Here is a 20416-nt window from a genome sequence, read left to right as displayed (position 1 = left end):
ATAGTGCGCGCCATCGACGACGCACACACGTTGCCGAGACTGCCCAGATGGTGAAATTGGTAGACACGCCAGCTTCAGGTGCTGGTGACCGCAAGGTCGTGGAAGTTCGAGTCTTCTTCTGGGCACCAATTTCAAGCGACAGATCAATGGTCTGCCAGCTTCACAAGAACCCGCGAAAGCGGGTTTTTGCATTTCTCCTCCCCTGAAAAGCCAGTCAGCAATTACTAAAACAAAAACAGGGGTTTACAGATCAAAACGCGCTCCGTATAGTGCGCCACATCAACAGCGGCAACGCTGAAGATGCTGCCCAGATGGTGAAATTGGTAGACACGCCAGCTTCAGGTGCTGGTGACCGCAAGGTCGTGGAAGTTCGAGTCTTCTTCTGGGCACCAATTCAAGCTTCAAGGTTTTGCCTTGAACCTCACAGAAACCCGCGAAAGCGGGTTTTTGCGTTTCTGCCCCCCTTTACTTTCCCGACCACAGCAATCGCAGGCTCGCCCTCATCCGGACAAAGCCGAAAGATCCCCGGACGCAACCCAAGCTCGTGGTCGCGTCCGGACGAATGCCCGGTCAGCCGGATCAGGCCCGGAACTGTCCCAGGCTCGCCTTCAATTGCGCCGCCAGGCTGTCCAGCACCTTACCGCTGGCGGTGGTCTCGACCACAGCCTGGGCCGCCTTCTCGGCCTGGGCATGAATGGTTTCTACCCGCCCGCGAACCGCCTGGGCACCCTGGGCCTGATGAGCTGCCGCCTGGGTCGCCAGGCCGATGGCCGCGTGCACCTGCTCCACAGAGGCCTGCACCGACTGCTGCAGACGAGCACTGTCACGCAATACCAGCAATCCTTCGCTGGCCTGGCGCCCGGCCTGGCCGATTGCAGCCACCGCTTCCCGGGCCCCTTGCTGCAACGCCACGATATGGGCCTGGATATCGCCCGTGGAACTCTGGGTCTTGCTTGCCAGAGCCCGTACCTCATCCGCCACCACCGCAAAGCCGCGCCCGGTCTCCCCGGCCCGCGCAGCCTCGATAGCCGCGTTCAAGGCCAACAGGTTGGTCTGCTCGGCAATACCGTGGATAACCGTCAGCACCACTTCGATCTGCTCGCTCTGCTGGGCCAGCCGCTCGATGACTTTCGCCCCGGTATCCACCTGCCCGGCCAACGCCTCGATCAGGCTGCCTACCTTGGCCGATGTGCGAGTGTTCTCATCGGTGGCCTGGCGAATCTCCACCACCTGCTGCAAGGCCGCCTGCATCGCCTGGCTTTCCGATTGCGCCTCATCAGCCATCTGCGACAAGGCCCGCAGGCTCTCGGCCACTTCATCGCGCTGCATCCCGGCTGCCGCATCGGCACCGGAATTTCGCAAGGTCATCGCACCGATCTCCAGGCCCGTACGCTGGGCCACGTCACCCGCTTCCCGCACGATGGGCTGCAACTTATCCACAAAGCGATTGACAGCCGATGCCATGTCGCCAATTTCATCCTTGCTGTTGATTTGCACGCGCTTGGTCAGGTCCCCCTCACCCGCCGCCAGATCATTCATCGCCGCGATCAGCAGCCTCAGGCGATTGACGACCCGGCGCCCCAGCACCACCGCCAACAACACCAGCACGCCGAGGCCCACCAGCGCCAGGCCCAGGCCAATGCGCCAGCGCAAGGTACTCGCGGCCTCTTGCACGGTGCTGGCAGTATTGGTCTGCATTTGGGTAGCAGTGGCCTGGGCCGACTGCAGCCGGCCACGCATGGCAGTGGCGCTGTCAGCCGCAGCCCCCTTGAGACTGTCCCCCACCAGCTGGTCGCTGCTGGCGATCAACGCCGAGAATCTCTGGTCCAGCGCCTTCAGGTCGCTTTCCACGGATGCGGTGGAGACCCCCATGAGCACTTTGCCGATTTCCACCCCGTTGGGGCTGATGGAAGCCTCGAGGTAATAGACGGAAGGATCGTTTTTCGCCGCATCCAGGACCTTGTCCAGCGCCCGCTCACCCTTGCCCTTCTCCAGCAGCGCTTTGTTGACCGGATTTTCCCGGTTCAAATAACGGGTCAGGTGTTCGCCATTGGCATCGTCATAAATGACGAAGAGCACATTGGGATTGCGCTGGGCCCGGCGAGCGAATTCGGAAAGTGTCGGAATGTCGCTGTCCCACATGGCACGAGGGGCAACGGAGGCCAGGAGTTGCGCCATATCATTGGCCGACTCCCTCAAGTCTTTTTCCAGAGCGCCCCGCAGCTGTGCCTGCTCTTCCTTCAGGCGCGCGGACAAGCCGGCATTCAGGCGCTGGCGCGTACTGGCAGACAGGCTATCCAGGCTGGAGGTCACCTCGCGCCCGGCCTGCTCCAACTCACCGGAAAGTTTCTGGCTATCAGCCCCCAGGCCCGCACTCAGGTCGGCCTCCAGCGCCGTGACTGTGCTCCGGGTCAGCGCCACAGCCACCAGCACCTGCACCAAAAGGGCGATACCAAGCGTAACGAACACAGGCCGCAGCAAACGGCTTTGTAACAGTGAGAGAACGGCCGACACGTGAAATCCCTCTACCAACGCCATTAATTTGATGGCACCGCTGAACGGGCGCCGATAATGGAGATTCATAGCAAGTGTCGTGCCGCACGGCGACCAGGAACGACAAAGGACCCTAATGAGGGTCCTTTGTTTTGTGCATCAATGACTTATCAGCCAAACGGATGACGCAGAACGATGGTTTCGTTGCGGTCCGGCCCCGTCGAAATAATGTCGATCGGCGCGCCGACCAGCTCTTCGAGACGCTTGATGTAGTTGCGGGCCGCCACAGGCAGCTCTTCCAGGGTCTTGGCACCCACGGTGGACTCGGTCCAGCCCGGCATCTGCTCGTACACCGGCTCCAGGCCGATGTAGCTGTCGGCGTCGGTCGGAGCGTCGATGACAGCGCCGTTCTGGTTCTTGTAGCCCACGCAGATGTTGATGGTCTCCAGACCATCCAGCACGTCCAGCTTGGTCAGGCACAAGCCAGAAATGCTGTTGACGTCGATGGCGCGACGCAGGATCACCGCATCGAACCAGCCGCAACGACGGGCACGCCCGGTAGTGGCACCGAACTCATGGCCGCGCTTGGCCAGGAACGCACCGACGTCATCGAACAGTTCGGTCGGGAACGGACCCGAGCCCACGCGCGTGGTGTAGGCCTTGGTGATGCCCAGGATGTAGTCCACGTACATCGGACCGAAACCCGACCCGGTGGCGATGCCGCCGGCGGTGGTGTTGGAGCTGGTCACGTACGGGTAGGTGCCATGGTCGATGTCCAGCAACGAACCCTGGGCGCCTTCGAACATGATGTCCTTGCCGGCACGACGCAACTCATGCAGCTCAGCGGTGACGTCGAGCATCATCGGCTTGAGCAGCTCGGCGTATTCCATGCACTCGTCCAGCGTCTTCTGGAAATCGATGGCAGGTTCTTTGTAGTAGTTGACCAGGACAAAGTTGTGGTAGTCCAGCAACTCACCCAGTTTGGCGGCGAAACGCTCGCGGTGGAACAGATCGCCGATGCGCAGGCCGCGGCGCGCCACCTTGTCTTCGTAGGCAGGGCCGATACCACGACCGGTGGTACCGATCTTCATCTCGCCACGAGCCTTTTCACGGGCCTGGTCCAGCGCAACGTGATAGGACAGGATCAACGGGCAGGACGGGCTGATACGCAGGCGCTCGCGCACCGGTACGCCTTTCTCTTCCAGCTTGACGATTTCCCGCAGCAACGCGTCGGGAGCCACCACGACACCGTTGCCGATCAGGCACTGCACGCCTTCACGCAGCACGCCCGACGGAATCAGGTGCAGGACGGTCTTCTCACCGTCGATCACCAAGGTGTGACCTGCGTTGTGGCCACCCTGATAGCGCACTACGGCGGCAGCATGTTCGGTCAGCAGATCGACGATCTTGCCTTTGCCCTCATCACCCCACTGGGTGCCCAGGACTACGACATTCTTACCCATAACACTTGTCCTCATTCGCGCAAACTTGGTGCCGGCCGCAGCCGGCAGGAAAACTCAAGAAGCCAGCGGCAATACCTGCCAAAGCCCGTTGTGCTGAATCAATTGCCGGTCGCAGTCCGCTTCGCGGGCGGCGGCCAAAGGCTGCCCGGGCAATGCCTGGACGACTCGCTGACCCTCACTGCGCAACTGGCAGACTGCTTGCCAGAGTGCCGCATCCGTACTGTCAGGCATCCAGATACCGCCAGACGGTAACTCGACCTCAGCACGCCCCAGGGTCACCAGGGTTTTCAAATCGGTAGAAAAGCCGGTCGCCGGACGAGCACGACCGAAATCGGCGCCGATGTCATCGTAACGACCGCCCTGGGCGATGGACTGGCCCACGCCCGGTACGAACACCGCGAACACCACGCCGGTGTGGTAGTGATAACCGCGCAACTCACCCAGGTCGAAATACAACGGCAGCTCCGGGAAACGCACCGACAACCGCTCGGCTATTGCCAGCAGGTCGTCCAGGGCCGCCAGCACGGGGGCCGGCGCATTCGCCAGGCGATCCCGGGCCGCAACCAGCACCTCACGACCGCCACACAGGCCCACCAGCGCCCGCAGCATGTCGGACAGATCGCTCGGCAAGCCTTCGGTCAGGCTGACGACCTCGTCGATGGCCTTGCGCTGCAAGGCATCGAACAACTGCTGCTCCACTTCGCCGGACAGGCCGGCGGCGCGGGCCAGGCCGCGATAGATGCCGACATGACCCAGGTCCATGTGGACATCCGGTACGTCAGCCAGTTGCAGCATCGCCAACATCAAGCTGATGACTTCCACGTCGCTGCTGGGGCTGGCGTCGCCATACAACTCGGCACCCAGCTGGATGGGGCTGCGAGAAGAAGACAAGGCACGAGGCTGGGCGTGCAGCACGCTGCCGGCATAGCACAGGCGATTGGGACCTTCCCGGCGCAACGTGTGGGCGTCGATTCGCGCCACTTGCGGCGTGATGTCGGCGCGGAAGCCCATCTGCCGGCCCGACTGCGGGTCGACGACCTTGAAAGTACGCAGGTCCAGGTCCTGGCCCGCGCCGGTCAGCAGGGATTCCAGGTACTCGATATGAGGGGTGACGACAAATTCGTAACCCCAGCTCTGGAACAGATCCAACACCTGCCGACGCGCCACTTCGATACGCGCAGCTTCCGGTGGCAGTACTTCTTCGATGCCATCTGGCAGCAGCCAGCGGTCTACCGTTGCCATTACGCCATTCCCCTATGGTCCGGGCGGCCAGCCTTCGGGCAAGCCTTGAGTGAAGCAGAAAACACCTGTGCCTTTGCACAAACAACGCGCAAGGGCGACGTGACGAAGGGCCAGGAATCGGCCTCGTCCAGCGCTTTCCTCGAAAAACCTGTCGAGTCGTTCAACCCGACGTCTGCAAGCAAAACCACAATCGAACGTGCAGACGCAAAAAAGCCGGGAATTTCCCGGCTGCCGCATCATACACTCGTTTTCCCAAAGGATCACCCCGCCCGACGCTTTAGCCGCCAGGCGGAGTGTTTCAGGTCAACGCTGCATCAAGGCTTGGCCTGTTCCAGGTAGCGGAAAAAGTCGCTGCTCGGATCCAGCACCAGCACATCGGATTTACGCCCGAAGCTTTCACGGTAGGCATGCAGGCTGCGGTAGAACGCGTAGAACTCCTGGTCCTGGCCGTAGGCCTTGGCGTAGATCGCAGCGGCCTGGGCATCGCCATCACCGCGAACCTCTTCCGACTCACGATAAGCCTCGGCCAGCAACACGCGGCGCTGACGATCGGCATCGGCACGGATACCTTCCGCCAGCTCGTTACCCTTGGCGCGATGCTCCCGGGCTTCACGCTCACGCTCGGTGCTCATCCGCTCGAAGACGCTGCGATTGACTTCCTTGGGCAGGTCGATGGCCTTGACCCGGACATCGACCACTTCGATACCCAGCTCTTTTTCCGCCATGGTGTTCAAGGAGCGGGTGATATCGGCCATGAGCGCGTCACGCTCACCGGACACCACCTCATGCAGGGTACGCTTACCGAACTGGTCACGCAGGCCCGACTCCAGGCGGCGGGACAGACGTTCGTCGGCGATCTGCTTGAGACCCGAGGTCGCGGTATAGAAACGCTCGGCGTCCTTCACACGCCACTTGGCATAGGCATCCACCATCACGGCTTTCTTTTCCAGCGTCAGGAAGCGTTGCGTCGGCGCATCGAGCGTCATCAGGCGAGCGTCGAACTTGCGCACCTTGTTGACGTACGGCACCTTCACATGCAGCCCTGGCTGGACATCCGCCTCGACCACGCGACCGAATTGCAGCAATACCGCACGTTCGGTCTGGGACACGATGTAGAAGCAGTTCCAGGCAGCGATCGCCACGACGACGCCGACAATAAGGGCGATCAGCGATTTATTGCTCATCAGCGACTCTCCCTGGTACGTGCTTGCTGTTGCTGCTCCACCGCCGCGCGAGTATTCGCTTCAGTGCTGGCGGGTGCCATGCTGGTCGGCGGCGCACTGGTGGCACGACCGCTCTCGATCATCTTGTCCAGCGGCAGGTACAGCAGATTGCTCTGGCCGTTCTTGTTACCGGTCACGAGGACCTTGCTGGTATTGCTGAAGACTTCCTGCATGGTATCCAGGTAAAGACGCTGACGGGTCACTTCGGGCGCCTTGCGATACTCGGCCACCAGCTTGGTGAAGCGGTCGGCCTCACCCTTGGCGCGGGAGACCACTTCGTCGCGATAACCGTTGGCGTCCTCGATGATGCGCTGGGCCTGGCCACGGGCTTCCGGCACGACGCCGTTGGCGTAGGTTTCGGCCTGGTTTCGCGAGCGCTGCTCGTCTTCACGGGCACGGATCACATCGTCGAAGGCTTCCTGGACTTCACGCGGCGCCGCGGCGCTCTGGACGTTGACCTGAGTGACGGTGATGCCGGTGCGATAGGTATCGAGGAACCGCTGCAGGCGCTCCTTGATCTCGCTGGCCATCAGCTCACGCCCTTCGGTCAGCACCTGATCCATGGCGGTGGAACCCACCACGTGACGCAGGGCACTTTCGGTCGCGTGCTGCAGGCTCACTTCCGGCTGGTCGACGTTCAGCACGAAGTCCTGCAGGTTGGTGATCTTGTACTGCACGGTCAGCGGCACTTCGACGATGTTCTCGTCTTCCGTGAGCATCTGCCCCTGCTTGGTGTAGGCACGCTCACGCGTGACGTTTTCCATGTATTTCTGATCGATCGGCGGGAAATAGATGTTCAGGCCCGGGCCGACAGTCTCGTAGTACTTGCCGAAGCGCAGCACCACGGCCTGCTCCTGCTCGTCCACGACATAGACCGCGCTGTACAGCCAGACGGCGGCGAGCACGACCAGACCGATGCCGAGCAGGCCGAAACCACCGCCCTTGCCCGGACGACCGCCGTCGTCACCGCGTTTCTTACCACCACCGAACAAACCGTTCAGGCTTTCCTGCAGCTTGCGGAAGGCCTCGTCGAGATCCGGCGGTCCCTTGCGGTCGCCGTTGTTACGACGCTTGCCACCCCAGGGATCCTGATTATTCGAGTTGCCACCCGGCTCATTCCAAGCCATAGCGCTCTCCATCTGATAAAGCAAAGACGCACCCACGGCGCGCCGACCAATGCTACAGAATGCCTGACACAGCGTTCTCAGGCTTTTATTGCAAAGTGTGTTGCTCGATGAACTCCATCGGTCGCAGCCCTTCGCGACTGACCAATCGATTCAACTCAGCACGAGGCAGACGCACCGCCAGCAGGCAGGTGCCTTCTTCGTCGTGTTCTTCTTTCTGCACCGCCCCCAGCTCAAAGAACTGGGCACGGAGCCGGGCGAACCGTTGCGGCAGCTTCAGGGTGCCGACGAACAGATCGTTGCCCAGCAACTCCGCCACGGCCTGCTTGAGCAGGTCGAGGCCGGTACCGTCCTGGGCCGACAACCAGACCCGCTGCGGCTTGCCGTCGGCATCGCGCTGGATCTGCGGCTCCACCCCTTCGAGCAAATCGAGTTTGTTGTATACCTCGAGGATCGGCAAGTCCTGGGCCCCGATCTCGCCCAGCACCACCATGACCTGCTCGATCTGCAGCATCCGGTCGGGCTCGGCGGCATCGATCACATGCAGCAGCAGGTCGGAGTTGCTCGACTCTTCGAGCGTAGCCCGGAAAGCCTCGACCAGCTTATGCGGCAAGTGTCGAATGAAACCCACGGTATCGGCCAGCACGATCGGCCCCAGGTCGTCCAGGTCGAGCCGGCGCAGGGTCGGGTCGAGGGTGGCGAACAGCTGGTCGGCGGCGTAGACGTCCGATTGGGTCACGTTATTGAACAGTGTCGACTTGCCGGCGTTGGTATAGCCCACCAGCGAAACCGTCGGGATATCCGCGCGCTTGCGTCCGCGGCGCGACTGCTCGCGCTGGCTGCGGACCTTCTCCAGGCGCCCCTTGATCTGGCGCAGGCGGACCCGCAACAGGCGCCGGTCGGTTTCCAGCTGGGTTTCACCCGGGCCGCGCAGGCCGATACCCCCCTTCTGCCGCTCAAGGTGAGTCCAGCCACGAACCAAACGCGTACTCATGTGCTCGAGCTGGGCCAGTTCGACCTGGAGCTTGCCTTCATGGGTGCGGGCGCGTTGGGCGAAGATATCGAGAATCAGCCCGGTACGGTCGATCACGCGACACTCGAAGACACGTTCGAGGTTACGTTCCTGACTGGGCGTGAGGATGTGATTGAAAATCACCAGATCGACCTGCTCGGCCTTGACCAGGTCGCGCAACTCCTCGACCTTGCCACTGCCGATCAGGAACTTGGCGGTTGGCCGATGACGCGGCACGTTGAAGAACGCGACGGTCTCGGCGCCGGCCGAAAGAGCCAATTCCTGAAACTCCTGCGGATCTTCGCGCGCCTCAGGGTCCTGTCCATCCAAGTGAACGAGAATAGTCCGCTCACCACCACCGTGGCGCTCAAAGAACAAAGGAGACTCCTATCAGGCGTTACCCGGCTCAGCGTCACCGCCATCGGATTCGGTTGCGCTTGGCAGACGAATTGGACGGACCGGCACGACTGTAGAGATAGCGTGTTTGTAGACCATCTGGCTGACGGTGTTTTTCAGAAGGATGACGAACTGGTCGAAAGACTCGATCGTGCCTTGCAGTTTGATCCCGTTGACCAGATAGATGGACACCCCAACTTTCTCTTTACGTAAAGTGTTCAAGTAAGGGTCTTGTAGCGAATGCCCTTTTGACATGTGCCGCACTCCTTTAAGGATCAATAATAAAAATCGGAATCAGATGGCTTGGGCCGTCACACCCCCAAGGATAGACGGCAATTGCAAGGACTCAGTTCAATATGGAGACGGTCCCAAGGTATTTCAAGGCGCGTGGCAGATTGTCGCAATCGAGGCTGTCAAGCCAATGCAGGTCAGTCCAGCTGCGCAACCAGGTGAACTGGCGTTTCGCCAGTTGGCGCGTGGCAATAATCCCACGCTCGCGCATCTCGGCTGACGTCAGCTTGCCGTCCAGGTAGTCCCAGACCTGTCGATAACCCACCGCACGTATAGACGGCAACCCGGCATGCAGGTCACTTCGCTCACGCAGGGCTACGACCTCGTCTATGAATCCCTGTTCCAACATCAATGTGAATCTTTGTTCAATTCGCCGATGCAGCACTTGCCGGTTCGCCGGAGCGATGGCCAGATTCGCGACAGTATAGGGCAATTGTTGCAGTCCCGAAGCGGCTGCTTCAGTACTTTGCGCAGATTGTTGTCGGCGCAGGGCCGTCATGCTCTGGCCACTGACCCGATAAACCTCCAGCGCCCGGCTGAGCCGCTGCGGGTCATTGGGATGGATGCGCGCCGCCGACTCAGGGTCAATGACCGCCAATTGCTCGTGCAGGGCATGCCAGCCAAGGCGCGCGGCTTCTTCTTCGATCTGCGCGCGCACCTCGGGATCGGCCGCCGGCATGTCCGCCAACCCATCGACCAGGGCCTTGTAATACAGCATCGTGCCGCCCACCAGCAGCGGGATGTTGCCCCGCGCAGTGATTTCGGCCATGGCCTGGAGCGCATCACGCCGGAAATCGGCCGCCGAATAAGCCTCGACCGGGTCCAGGATGTCGATCAGGCGGTGGGGAAATTCGGCCAGCAGTTCTTTTGACGGCTTGGCGGTGCCGATGTCCATGCCCCGATAGACCAGGGCCGAATCGACACTGATCAACTCGCAGGGCAGGACCTTGGTCAATTCGATGGCCAGGTCGGTCTTGCCAGCGGCCGTCGGCCCCATCAGGAAAATCGCAGGTGGCAACTGGCTCATCAACGACCGCGCAAAAACAGTTTGTCCAGGTCGTCCAGGCCCAGTTGGGTCCAGGTCGGCCGGCCATGGTTGCATTGGCCGCTGCGCTCGGTGTTCTCCATGTCCCGCAGCAAGCCGTTCATTTCCGGCAAGGCCAGGCGCCGGTTGGCGCGGACCGCGCCATGGCAGGCCATGGTGCCCAGCAGCTCGTTCAGATGCGCCTGGATCCGGTCGCTGGTGCCGTACTCCATCAGATCCGCCAGCACGTCGCTGACCAACCGATTGGCCTCGGCCTGCTTCAGCAGCGCCGGGATCTGCCGGATCGCCAGGGTTTCCGGGCCCAGTCGCTGCAGCTCGAAGCCCAGGCGCTGGAACCAGCCCACATGTTCTTCTGCGCAATCGGCTTCGCGCTGGCTGACAGCCAGTGACTCAGGCACCAGCAGCGGCTGGCCGCTGAGCCCTTCGCTGGCCATGGCGATTTTCAGCCGCTCGTACATGATTCGCTCATGAGCGGCATGCATATCCACCAGGACCAGGCCCTGGGCATTTTCCGCCAGGATATAGATGCCCTTGAGCTGCGCCAGGGCGTAGCCCAGCGGCGGGATATCGCCCTGGCCGTCGGGCAACGCCACTGCGCCGGTTTCAGGCAACGGCTTGAAGAACTCCCGATAGGCCGCCTGGGCCTCGGCCGCCGGCACGCTCGATTGCGGCCGCGGGGTGTATTGATACTGATAGCCGCCTGCGCCGGAACTCGCCGAGGTGTAGCTCGGTTGCGCCTGGGGCTGCTCCAGCAGGGTATTGGCCGCCAGGCGCATTTCGCCCTGGGGTCCGAATTCGCCGGCTTCCAGTCCGGTTGGACGAACCATCCCGGCCACGGTGGCCGGTGCTGCCAACTGGTCTTCCGGACGCACGTCGCCCAAGGCGCGGTGCAAGGTGCCATAGAGGAAATCGTGCACCATGCGCCCGTCGCGGAAGCGCACCTCATGCTTGGTGGGGTGCACGTTGACGTCCACCACTGAAGGGTCGACCTCGAAAAACAGCACGAAGGTCGGATGCCGACCGTTGAACAACACATCGCGATAGGCCTGGCGCACCGCGTGGGCGACCAGCTTGTCCCGTACCGCCCGGCCGTTCACATAGAAATATTGCAGATCCGCCTGGCTGCGGGAGAAGGTTGGCAACCCGACCCAGCCCCACAGGTGCAGGCCATTGCGCTCGACCTCGATGGGCAAGGCCTGTTCCAGGAAACCCGAGCCGCACACCGCCGCCACGCGCCGGGCACGGGCCGCGTCGTCACGGGCCTCGTGCAGACTGAGAATGGTCTTGCCGTTATGGCGCAAGTGGAACGCCACGTCGAACCGCGCCAGGGCCAGGCGCTTGATGACTTCCTGCAGATGATCGAACTCGGTCTTCTCGGCCTTGAGAAACTTGCGCCGTGCCGGCGTATTGAAAAACAGGTCACGCACTTCCACCGACGTGCCCACCGGATGGGCCGCAGGCTGCACACGGGAGGCCATGTCCCGCCCCTCGGTCTCGACCTGCCAGGCCTGTTCGGCGTCGCGGGTGCGGGAGGTCAGCGTCAGGCGCGACACCGAGCTGATGGAGGCCAGCGCTTCGCCACGAAACCCCAGGCTCATGACCCGTTCGAGATCTTCCAGATCGCGGATCTTGCTGGTGGCATGGCGCGCCAGTGCCAGCGGCAGGTCGTCGGCGGGAATACCACCACCGTCGTCACGCACCCGCAGCAGCTTGACGCCACCCTGCTCGACGTCCACATCGATGCGCCGGGCACCGGAGTCCAGGCTGTTCTCCAGCAGTTCCTTGATGACCGACGCCGGGCGCTCGACCACCTCGCCGGCGGCGATCTGGTTCGCCAGCCGAGGACTGAGCAGCTCGATACGGGCGTTGCTGCCGATCACTTCATCGCTCATTGCTTGGACGCCACTTCATTGCCCGGAATGGTCAGGGTCTGGCCGATCTTGAGCTCGTCGCTCTTGAGATTGTTGGCGCTGCGCAAGGTGGCGGGCGACACCTGGTAGCGCACGGCAATCATTGCCAGGGTTTCACCGGGACTGACCCTATGGTCCCGCGGGCCTTGGGCGATCTTGCCGGAGTCACGCAGCCAGGCGATGTAGGTGCCCGGCGGCGGGTTCTGCTGGAAGAACTGGCGTACACCGCTGCTGATGGACCGGGCCAGGGCCTGCTGGTGGCTGGAAGACGTCAGCTTGGAGGCTTCGTTGGCGTTGGAGATGAATCCGGTTTCCACCAGGATCGACGGGATGTCCGGCGACTTGAGCACCATGAAGCCGGCCTGTTCGACACGCTGCTTGTGCAGGGGCGTGACGCGGCCGATATTGCTCAGGACCTTCTGGCCGACATTCAAGCTGGAGGTCAGCGAGGCGGTCATCGACAAATCGAGCAACACACCGGCCAGCATGCGGTCCTTGTCGTCGAGGCTGACGTTGCCGGCACCGCCGATCAGGTCGGAACGGTTTTCGCTGTCGGCCAGCCAGCGGGCAGTCTCGGAGGTGGCGCCCCGGTCGGACAGGGCGAACACCGAGGCCCCGAAGGCCGCGGTCGAAGGTGCCGCGTCGGCATGGATCGAGACGAACAGGTCGGCGCCTTTCTTGCGGGCGATTTCGGTACGACCGCGCAACGGGATGAAATAGTCGCCGGTACGGGTCAGTTCGGCGCGGAAGCCCTTCATGCCGTTGACCTGGCGCTGCAGCTCCCGGGCGATGGACAACACCACGTCTTTTTCGCGCTGCCCACGCGAGCCCGAGGCCCCTGGGTCTTCCCCGCCATGACCGGCATCGATGACCACAATGATGTCGCGCTTGCCGGCCGGAGCCGGTGGCAGCTTGATCGCCGGCTCGGTCGGCGTGACCGGCACCGCCGGCACCGTGGCGACATTGGCAGGAGGCGGCGGCGGTGGCGCGGCGTCGGCCGGGTTGTCGAACAGGTCCACCACCAGGCGGTTGCCGTACTGGGCATTGGGCGCCAGGGTGAAGCTTTTCGGGGTGACGGTTTTTTTCAGGTCGATGACCACCCGCAGGTCGGTCGGCGTACGCTGGGCCGAACGCATGGCGGTAATCGGCGTATTGGCGGTGGGCACGTTCAGCGGCGCGCCCAGGGAGGCGCCGTTGATGTCGATCACCAGGCGGTCCGGGGCCGTGAGGGTGAACACGCTGTGCTGCACCGGCCCCGTCAGGTCGAACACCAGTCGCGTGTTGTCCGGCGCCCGCCACAGGCGAACGCTGTTGACCTTTGTCTCAGCCACAGCATCGACGGCCAGTGCCGTAAGCAACAGTCCTACGACAGCAGCCACCGCGCGAAAGCGCATACCAAACCCCATCATCAAATAGTTTCCAGTGCCAATGCGGCACACCACGACTCGCCGCGCGAGCCTTGCGGCGTCAGTTTCAGCGAACGCCCGCCATTCTGCGCGCCAATGGTAATGGTCAGGTCAGGCTTTGGCAAAAAGCCTGCACCCTTGCAGGGCCATTCGATCAGGCACAAGGCATCGTCTTCGAAATAATCACGGATACCGAGAAACTCCAGCTCTTCCGGATCCACCAGTCGATACAAATCGAAATGAAACGCTCGGATATCACCGATCTCGTAGGGCTCCACCAAGGTGAACGTAGGGCTTTTCACCGCGCCGACATGCCCCAGGCCGCGAATGATGCCGCGGGACAAGGTGGTCTTGCCCGCGCCGAGATCGCCTTCCAGGAAGATCAGGCCGTGGCCTGCGGTGACCTGCGCAATGCGAGCACCGAATTGCGTCATGGCCTGCTCGTCGGCCACGTACAGGGTTACTTCAGACAAGGTGACTGCTCCTCCAGCAACTGACGAATGGCCGGAATCAGGTCGGTCGCCGCCAGCCCCCGGCCCGAGCGCCCGACCTGTGCGCCGGCATTGGCGTGCAACCAGACAGCCAGGCAGGCGGCCTCGAAGCCATCCATGCCCTGGGCGAGCAAGGCGCCGATCACCCCGGCCAATACATCTCCGAGGCCGGCCGTGGCCATGGCCGGATGGCCCTGGCCGCAAACCGCCAGGCGACCGTCCGGGCCGGCAACCAGGCTGCCAGCGCCCTTGAGGATTACCGTGGCGGCGTATTTCCTGCTCAGTGCCCGGGCCGCCGCCGGACGATCGGCCTGCACCTGTGCCGTGGAAATATCCAGGAGCCGGGCCGCTTCACCCGGATGCGGAGTGATCACACAGCCCTCGGGCAAACCGACCGCGCCCGCGCTCAGCAGGTTCAGGGCGTCGGCGTCCCATACCTGCGGCACGGAAACGTTGGCCGCCGCCGACAGCAAACTGCGCCCCCAGGCGGCCTGGCCCAACCCGGGGCCCACCACCAGCACGTCCGCCCGCTCCAGCAGGCCCATCAGCTGGTTCGCCGAATGAGTGCCTTGCACCATGACCTCAGGTAAACGCGTCAGCGCAGCCGATACGTGTTCGCTGCGGGTCGCCATGGAAACCATTCCGGCACCGCAACGCAGGGCGCTTTCGGCACTCATCTGGATCGCACCGCCAAATCCCCGGTCGCCGCCGATCAACAGGACGTGCCCGAACGAGCCTTTGTGGGAAGTGGGCGCGCGAGGCGTCAGACGCGGCAGATTTTTTGGTAAGAGCAATCGTGCAGTGGACGGCGCCGATTCAACGATATCCGCATCGGCGTGCAGGTCATCGAAGACCAGCTCACCGACGCGGTCCGCCGCGTCGCCCGTGAACAGGCCCAGTTTCAGACCAATGAAGGTCACCGTCAGGTCGGCCGCGACCGCCGTGCCCAGGACCCGTCCGGTGTCGCTGCACAGGCCGGAAGGAATATCCACCGCGGCGACCGGCAGCCCGCTGACATTGATCGTGTCGATCGCCCGGATATAGGGTTCGCGCACATCACCGCTCAAGCCCGTGCCAAGCAAGGCATCCAGCAGCACCCCTCGCAATTCGGATTCGTCGTTCCACGTCTCCAGCGGCACCCCCACTGCCACGGCCTCGGCATGGGCAATGGCGGCGTCCCCCTGCAGGCGACGAGGCTCACCCACGGTCAGTACCCGCACCGACCAGCCGGCACGGCGGGCCAGGGTCGCCACCAGGAAACCGTCGCCGGCATTATTGCCATGACCGGTCATCACGGTCAGCTCGCCGGCCTGTGGCCAGCGCCGGACGATCGCCCGCCAGGTGGCACGGGCTGCGCGCTGCATCAATTCGAAGCCGGTGGTCCCCGCCGCGATCAGTTGTGCGTCGAGGGCCCGGACCTGCGCGGCACTGTACAGCGCGTCGGGAAAATCATCTTTAGTGTGCGGCATGCGTCTTCAGGCTCCGATGTCTGGCAGAATTATACGCATCTCAGCTCCGGTTTCTCTTGCCACATGCCTGTCATTCCCACCGACCTCCCCGCCCTCGCCCAATCCATCAAGGACTGGGGCCGCGAGCTGGGCTTCCAGCAAGTCGGCATCAGCGGCCTGGACCTCGCCGAACATGAGCAGCATTTGCAACGCTGGCTCGACGCCGGCTACCACGGCGAAATGGACTATATGGGCGCCCATGGCAGCAAACGTTCCCACCCCGAGGAGCTGGTGCCGGGAACATTGCGCGTGGTGTCCCTGCGCATGGATTACCTGCCGGGCGACACCGAGATGGCCCACAGGCTCGCCCAACCGGAAAAAGCCTACGTCTCGCGCTATGCGTTGGGCCGCGATTACCACAAATTGATCCGTAAACGCGTGCAACAATTAGCCGAAAAAATCCAGGCGGTCATCGGCCCCTTCGGTTATCGCGCTTTTGTCGACAGCGCCCCGGTACTGGAAAAAGCCATTGCCGAACAGGCCGGGCTCGGCTGGATCGGCAAGAACACCCTGGTACTGAACCGCAAGGCCGGCAGTTATTTCTTCCTGAGCGAGCTGTTTGTCGACCTGCCGCTGCCCGTGGACCCGCCCCACGCCACGGAGCACTGCGGCAAATGCACGGCCTGCCTGGATATCTGTCCTACGAAGGCATTCGCAGGGCCCTACCTGCTGGACGCCCGCCGTTGCATTTCCTACCTCACCATTGAACTGAAGAACGCCATCCCCGAAGAACTGCGTCCCTTGATCGGCAATCGAGTGTTCGGCTGCGACGATTGCCAGATCGTCTGCCCTTGGAACCGCTTCGCCCGGCCTACTGGGGAAAGCGATTTCAAACCCCGGCATAACCTGGACAACGCCGGCCTGGCCGAATTGTTCCTGTGGGACGAGGACACCTTCCTCAGGAGCACCGAAGGCTCGCCACTGCGCCGAGCCGGCTACGAACGCTGGCTGCGCAACCTGGCGGTGGGCCTTGGCAATGCCCCTTCGACCATTCCCGTACTGCAGGCCTTGCACGCGCGACGCGACTATCCGTCGGAACTGGTGCGCGAGCATGTGGAATGGGCGCTGCGCCAGCACGCCGAGCGTCAAACCTCGTCGTTATAGACGAACTTGGGCATTTCCCAGTGAAAGCGGATCGCCAGGAGGCGTAGCAGGAAACCACCGAACAACGTGATGAGGATTGCCTGTTCGCTTGGCAGCTGCAGATAGACACAGAGCAGATAACACCACGCCGCGGCAAACGACACGCTGGCATAGAGCTCACGGCGGAAGATCAGGGGAATATCGTTGCAGAATATATCCCGCAGGATGCCGCCGAACACCCCGGTGATCACGCCACTGACCGACGCCACCAGCATGCCATGGCCCATCTCAAGGGCGGTCATGCAACCGATCAGGGTAAACGCCACCAGGCCCACGGCGTCGAGTACCAGGAACATCGAACGCAGGTGACGCATCCAGCGCGCCAGGAACACCGTCAGCATCGCCGCCGCAGTGGTCAGCACCAGGTATTCCGGATGCTTGACCCAGGTGAGGGGATAATGACCGAGCAGCACATCGCGCACCGAGCCGCCCCCCAGCGCGGTGACACAGGCGATCAGCACCACGCCGAACCAGTCCATGCCACGCCGTCCGGCGGACAAGGCGCCGGTCATCGCTTCGGCGGTGATGGCGATCAGATAAAGCATCAGCAACATGTTGGCGGTCCTTGCGGGAAGGCGCGCAGTCTAGCCATTTCAGGCAAGCACCAAAAGAGGGCGGTTGCGCATGTCCAGCGCAGAACCCGTGGCGAGGGGATTTATCCCCTCGTCACAAGAGCGCCGCGCGCTTCAATCAGAACTTGATGAAATGCTTGCGGTAGTGCTGCAGCTCGGCGATGGATTCGCGGATATCGTCCAGCGCCAGGTGGCTGCCGCCCTTCTGGAAGCTGTCGCGAACCTGCGGCGCCCAGCGGGCGGCCAGTTCCTTGAGGGTGGAGACATCCAGGTTGCGGTAATGGAAATAGCTTTCCAGGGATTTCATGTGGGTATAGAGAAAGCGTCGATCCTGGCAAATGCTGTTGCCGCAGATGGGCGACTTGCCCCGGGGCACCCATTGCTCCAGGAAGGCGATGGTCTGGGCTTCGGCCTCGGCCATGCTGATCTTGCTGTCGCGTACCCGTTGAGTCAGGCCCGAGCCACCATGCTGGCGAGTGTTCCACTCGTCCATGCCGGCGAGGACTTCATCGCTGTGGTGGATCGCGATCACCGGGCCTTCGGCCAGGGTGTTGAGGTCACTGTCGGTGACAATGGTGGCCATTTCGATAATGACGTCGGTGTCGGGGTTCAGACCGGTCATTTCCAGGTCGATCCAGATCAGGTTCTGCGGATTTTGCATGGGGGGCTCCTCGGCGTAGCTGCGCAGTTTAGCCTAGGCCGGCTCCTGGGCGTGCTAAACTCGCCGCCGTTTTATCTAATCGCTGCATTCTTCATACGGAACACCCATGGCCAAACGCCAACTCAATCGCCGCCAGAACTGGCGTATCGAAAAGATCCAGGGCGAGCGCGCCGCCCGCGCCGCCAAACGCGAATCCAGTGCGGTGCAAGCCCTGGAGGGTGGTGACCTGGGTCCCGAACAGACCGGCCTGGTGATCGCCCACTTCGGCGTGCAGGTCGAGGTCGAAGCCTGTGAAGGCGAGCTGGCTGGCCAGGTCTTCCGCTGCCATCTGCGGGCCAACCTGCCGGCGCTGGTCACTGGCGACCGAGTGGTGTGGCGCGCCGGCAACCAGGGTATCGGCGTGATTGTCGCGCAATTGCCACGTCACACCGAGCTGTGCCGTCCGGACAGCCGGGGCCAGCTCAAGCCGGTGGCGGCGAACGTCGACATGATCGTCATTGTGTTCGCCCCGCTGCCAGAACCTCACGCCAACCTCATCGACCGTTACCTGGTCGCGGCCGAACATGCGGGTATCCGCCCGCTGTTGCTGCTCAACAAATTCGACCTGATCGACGAGCATAACGCCCCGGCGCTGAACGCCTTGCTGTCGGTCTATCGGCAATTGGGTTATCCGGTACTGGAAGTCTCCGCCCATCACGGCAACGGCATGGAGCAATTGCAACAGCAACTGGACGGGCGCATCAGCGTGTTCGTCGGACAGTCGGGTGTCGGCAAGTCGTCATTGGTCAACAGCCTGCTGCCGGAGGTCGACACCCGTGTCGGGCCTTTGTCCGAGCTGTCCGGCCAGGGCACCCACACCACCACCACCGCCCGGCTGTTCCATTTCCCTGGCGGCGGTGAGCTGATCGACTCCCCGGGCATTCGCGAGTTCGGCCTGGGTCATGTCAGCCGGGCCGATGTGGAAGCCGGGTTCATCGAGTTCAACGACCTGATCGGCACGTGCCGCTTCCGCGACTGCAAGCATGACCGCGAACCCGGTTGCGCCCTGCTCAAGGCACTGGAAGAAGGCCGTGTGCACCAGCAACGGATGAACAGCTACCGCTCGATCATCGCCAGCCTGCCGGAAAACAGCTACTGACTCGAAAGGAAGGGAAGCCGCACGCAGTTGTGGCGAGGGGTTTGATCCACGCCGGGGCACGAAACGCCCCCTCCCCTTCGTACTTTTGGATAAAAGCCAGGTACAGGGGCGGCTGCGCAGCCCGGCGGGGATAAATCCCCTCGCCACGGGTCCATCGACAAATCTTCAGGTCACTGCCCAGGCGTTTCGGCAGGCTTGGGCGCGACCTCGTCGAACAGGTTCAAGCGCTCGCGCAACTCATGGGCGGGCACCGGCTGCTGATCCGGTGGCAAGGCATTCGGGTCAGCCGCGGCGCCCGACGGCGTCGCCGGTGTCTCTGCGGGCGTGCCCTGATCCTGAGCTGGATCTGGCGCAGGGTCATCGGTCTGCGAACCCTCGATGGCTTTCTGCGCCTTCTTGGTCAACACGACGATGTCGATGCGTCGGTTGACCGGGTTGAACGGGTCCTTGCGGTCGAACAGCGCCGACGAGGCGTAACCGACCACCCGCGCCACCTGCTCGTCCGGGTAGCTGCCGGCCACCAGGGCACGCCGTGCCGCGTTGGCGCGGTTGGCGGAGAGCTCCCAGTTACCGAAGTCACCCTTGCCGATGTAGGGCTTGGCATCGGTATGACCGCTGATGCTGATCTTGTTCGGCACCGCCTTGATGGTGTCGGCCATGGCCAGCAGGATGTCTTCGAAATAGGGCTTGAGCCGCGCGCTGCCGGAGTCGAACATCGGCCGGTTCTCGGCATCCATGATCTGGATGCGCAAGCCGTTCGGGGTGATTTCGAACAGGATCTGGTCCTTGAACTTCTGCAGCTCCGGGTTCTCTTCGACCTTGTTCTGCAATTCCTGCAGGAGCAACTCCAGGCGTTCGCGCTCGACCTGCTCGGCCATGCCTTCGGCCTCATTGGCATCGACCGTTGCCTTGTCGGGCTGAGGCTGGGATTTGACCTCGGGGTTGAGGGTATTTTCCGGCGCAAGGACCGGAGAACCGCCCAGGTCGATGATGTAGGGCGTGCCGCTTTCGGAAAAACCGACCGGATCCTTGAAGTAACCGGCGATGGCGATCTTCTGCTCCGGGGTCGCGGTGGACAGCAGCCACAGCACCAGGAAGAACGCCATCATCGCCGTCGCGAAGTCGGCAAAGGCGATTTTCCAAGCACCGCCATGGTGCCCGCCGGCAATGCGCTTGACGCGCTTTACGATAATCGGCTGATTATTTTCCATGACCTAAGTGCTCTGCTTCACAAATACTGTTCCGTTCTGACGGTGCCTGTTGCTGCCATACTGCGTTGCCGCTCCTCGCCATAGCGG

The 20416-nt window shown here is 62.7% G+C and carries 17 protein-coding genes, 2 tRNA genes and 1 pseudogene; 4 read left to right on the top strand and 16 right to left on the bottom strand.

What is annotated here, in order from left to right:
- Window positions 1-41: 41 nt before the first annotated feature.
- A tRNA-Leu gene (locus AC1M7R_RS14005) sits at window positions 42-128 on the top strand.
- A gap of 177 nt (window positions 129-305) precedes the next feature.
- Window positions 306-392 (top strand) — tRNA-Leu (locus tag AC1M7R_RS14000).
- A 187-nt stretch (window positions 393-579) separates the two neighbouring features.
- Here the strand turns inward: AC1M7R_RS14000 and AC1M7R_RS13995 are convergent.
- The 13 genes and pseudogenes from AC1M7R_RS13995 to AC1M7R_RS13935 form a co-directional block, all read right to left on the bottom strand.
- Window positions 580-1284 (bottom strand): methyl-accepting chemotaxis protein, encoded by a 705-nt coding sequence (locus AC1M7R_RS13995; protein WP_371128602.1) that lies wholly within the window; start codon window positions 1282-1284, stop codon window positions 580-582.
- Window positions 1285-1485: 201 nt separating this feature from the next.
- Window positions 1486-1539 (bottom strand): annotated as a pseudogene (locus AC1M7R_RS13990) (hypothetical protein); the annotation flags it as partial.
- Window positions 1540-2663: 1124 nt separating this feature from the next.
- Window positions 2664-3956 carry an adenylosuccinate synthase gene (locus AC1M7R_RS13985; protein WP_072398497.1) on the bottom strand — a complete coding sequence of 431 codons (1293 nt, stop codon included), beginning with the start codon at window positions 3954-3956 and terminating at the stop codon, window positions 2664-2666.
- Window positions 3957-4010: 54 nt separating this feature from the next.
- Window positions 4011-5198 carry an ATP phosphoribosyltransferase regulatory subunit gene (locus tag AC1M7R_RS13980; RefSeq protein ID WP_072398498.1) on the bottom strand — a complete coding sequence of 396 codons (1188 nt, stop codon included), beginning with the start codon at window positions 5196-5198 and terminating at the stop codon, window positions 4011-4013.
- A gap of 314 nt (window positions 5199-5512) precedes the next feature.
- A complete protein-coding gene (hflC, locus tag AC1M7R_RS13975; protein WP_072398499.1) occupies window positions 5513-6382 on the bottom strand; it encodes a protease modulator HflC in 870 nt (289 codons plus the stop codon).
- The gene (hflK, locus tag AC1M7R_RS13970; RefSeq protein WP_072398500.1) at window positions 6382-7548 is read right to left on the bottom strand and encodes an FtsH protease activity modulator HflK; all 1167 of its coding nucleotides are present in this window, start codon (window positions 7546-7548) and stop codon (window positions 6382-6384) included. Before hflK ends, hflC begins: the two co-directional genes overlap by 1 nt.
- Window positions 7549-7633: 85 nt before the next feature.
- Window positions 7634-8935 (bottom strand): ribosome rescue GTPase HflX, encoded by a 1302-nt coding sequence (hflX, locus tag AC1M7R_RS13965; RefSeq protein WP_072398501.1) that lies wholly within the window; start codon window positions 8933-8935, stop codon window positions 7634-7636.
- A 12-nt stretch (window positions 8936-8947) separates the two neighbouring features.
- A complete protein-coding gene (hfq, locus tag AC1M7R_RS13960; RefSeq protein WP_072398502.1) occupies window positions 8948-9208 on the bottom strand; it encodes an RNA chaperone Hfq in 261 nt (86 codons plus the stop codon).
- Between the two features lie 91 nt (window positions 9209-9299).
- The gene (miaA, locus tag AC1M7R_RS13955) at window positions 9300-10271 is read right to left on the bottom strand and encodes a tRNA (adenosine(37)-N6)-dimethylallyltransferase MiaA (protein WP_490609690.1); all 972 of its coding nucleotides are present in this window, start codon (window positions 10269-10271) and stop codon (window positions 9300-9302) included.
- Window positions 10271-12181, bottom strand: a complete 1911-nt coding sequence (mutL, locus tag AC1M7R_RS13950; protein ID WP_072458633.1) for a DNA mismatch repair endonuclease MutL — start codon at window positions 12179-12181, stop codon at window positions 10271-10273. Before mutL ends, miaA begins: the two co-directional genes overlap by 1 nt.
- Complete coding sequence (locus AC1M7R_RS13945; protein WP_072398505.1) at window positions 12178-13608, bottom strand: N-acetylmuramoyl-L-alanine amidase; 1431 nt, start codon at window positions 13606-13608, stop codon at window positions 12178-12180. Before AC1M7R_RS13945 ends, mutL begins: the two co-directional genes overlap by 4 nt.
- A complete protein-coding gene (tsaE, locus tag AC1M7R_RS13940; protein WP_072398506.1) occupies window positions 13608-14078 on the bottom strand; it encodes a tRNA (adenosine(37)-N6)-threonylcarbamoyltransferase complex ATPase subunit type 1 TsaE in 471 nt (156 codons plus the stop codon). Before tsaE ends, AC1M7R_RS13945 begins: the two co-directional genes overlap by 1 nt.
- Window positions 14066-15565 (bottom strand): bifunctional ADP-dependent NAD(P)H-hydrate dehydratase/NAD(P)H-hydrate epimerase, encoded by a 1500-nt coding sequence (locus tag AC1M7R_RS13935; protein WP_072398507.1) that lies wholly within the window; start codon window positions 15563-15565, stop codon window positions 14066-14068. The genes tsaE and AC1M7R_RS13935 overlap by 13 nt, the downstream gene beginning before the upstream one ends.
- Window positions 15566-15628: 63 nt before the next feature.
- Here AC1M7R_RS13935 and queG point away from each other — a divergent pair, with 63 nt between their 5' ends.
- Window positions 15629-16708 (top strand): tRNA epoxyqueuosine(34) reductase QueG, encoded by a 1080-nt coding sequence (queG, locus tag AC1M7R_RS13930; protein ID WP_072398508.1) that lies wholly within the window; start codon window positions 15629-15631, stop codon window positions 16706-16708.
- On the opposite strand, the gene AC1M7R_RS13925 is transcribed toward queG, so the two are convergent.
- Window positions 16690-17301, bottom strand: a complete 612-nt coding sequence (locus AC1M7R_RS13925; RefSeq protein ID WP_072398509.1) for a trimeric intracellular cation channel family protein — start codon at window positions 17299-17301, stop codon at window positions 16690-16692. The two genes, queG and AC1M7R_RS13925, sit on opposite strands and share 19 nt — an antisense overlap.
- Window positions 17302-17437: 136 nt before the next feature.
- Window positions 17438-17980 (bottom strand): oligoribonuclease, encoded by a 543-nt coding sequence (gene orn / locus AC1M7R_RS13920; RefSeq protein WP_072398510.1) that lies wholly within the window; start codon window positions 17978-17980, stop codon window positions 17438-17440.
- 106 nt (window positions 17981-18086) lie between these two features.
- On the opposite strand from orn, the gene rsgA reads away from it, so the two are divergent.
- The gene (gene rsgA / locus AC1M7R_RS13915; protein WP_072398511.1) at window positions 18087-19118 is read left to right on the top strand and encodes a small ribosomal subunit biogenesis GTPase RsgA; all 1032 of its coding nucleotides are present in this window, start codon (window positions 18087-18089) and stop codon (window positions 19116-19118) included.
- A 170-nt stretch (window positions 19119-19288) separates the two neighbouring features.
- Here rsgA and motB read toward each other — a convergent pair whose 3' ends face one another.
- Window positions 19289-20329 (bottom strand): flagellar motor protein MotB, encoded by a 1041-nt coding sequence (motB, locus tag AC1M7R_RS13910; RefSeq protein ID WP_072398512.1) that lies wholly within the window; start codon window positions 20327-20329, stop codon window positions 19289-19291.
- Window positions 20330-20416: the final 87 nt, after the last annotated feature.

This window comes from Pseudomonas sp. MS01C9, assembly GCF_058202755.1.
This window is presented reverse-complemented; position numbering and strand designations above follow the sequence as displayed.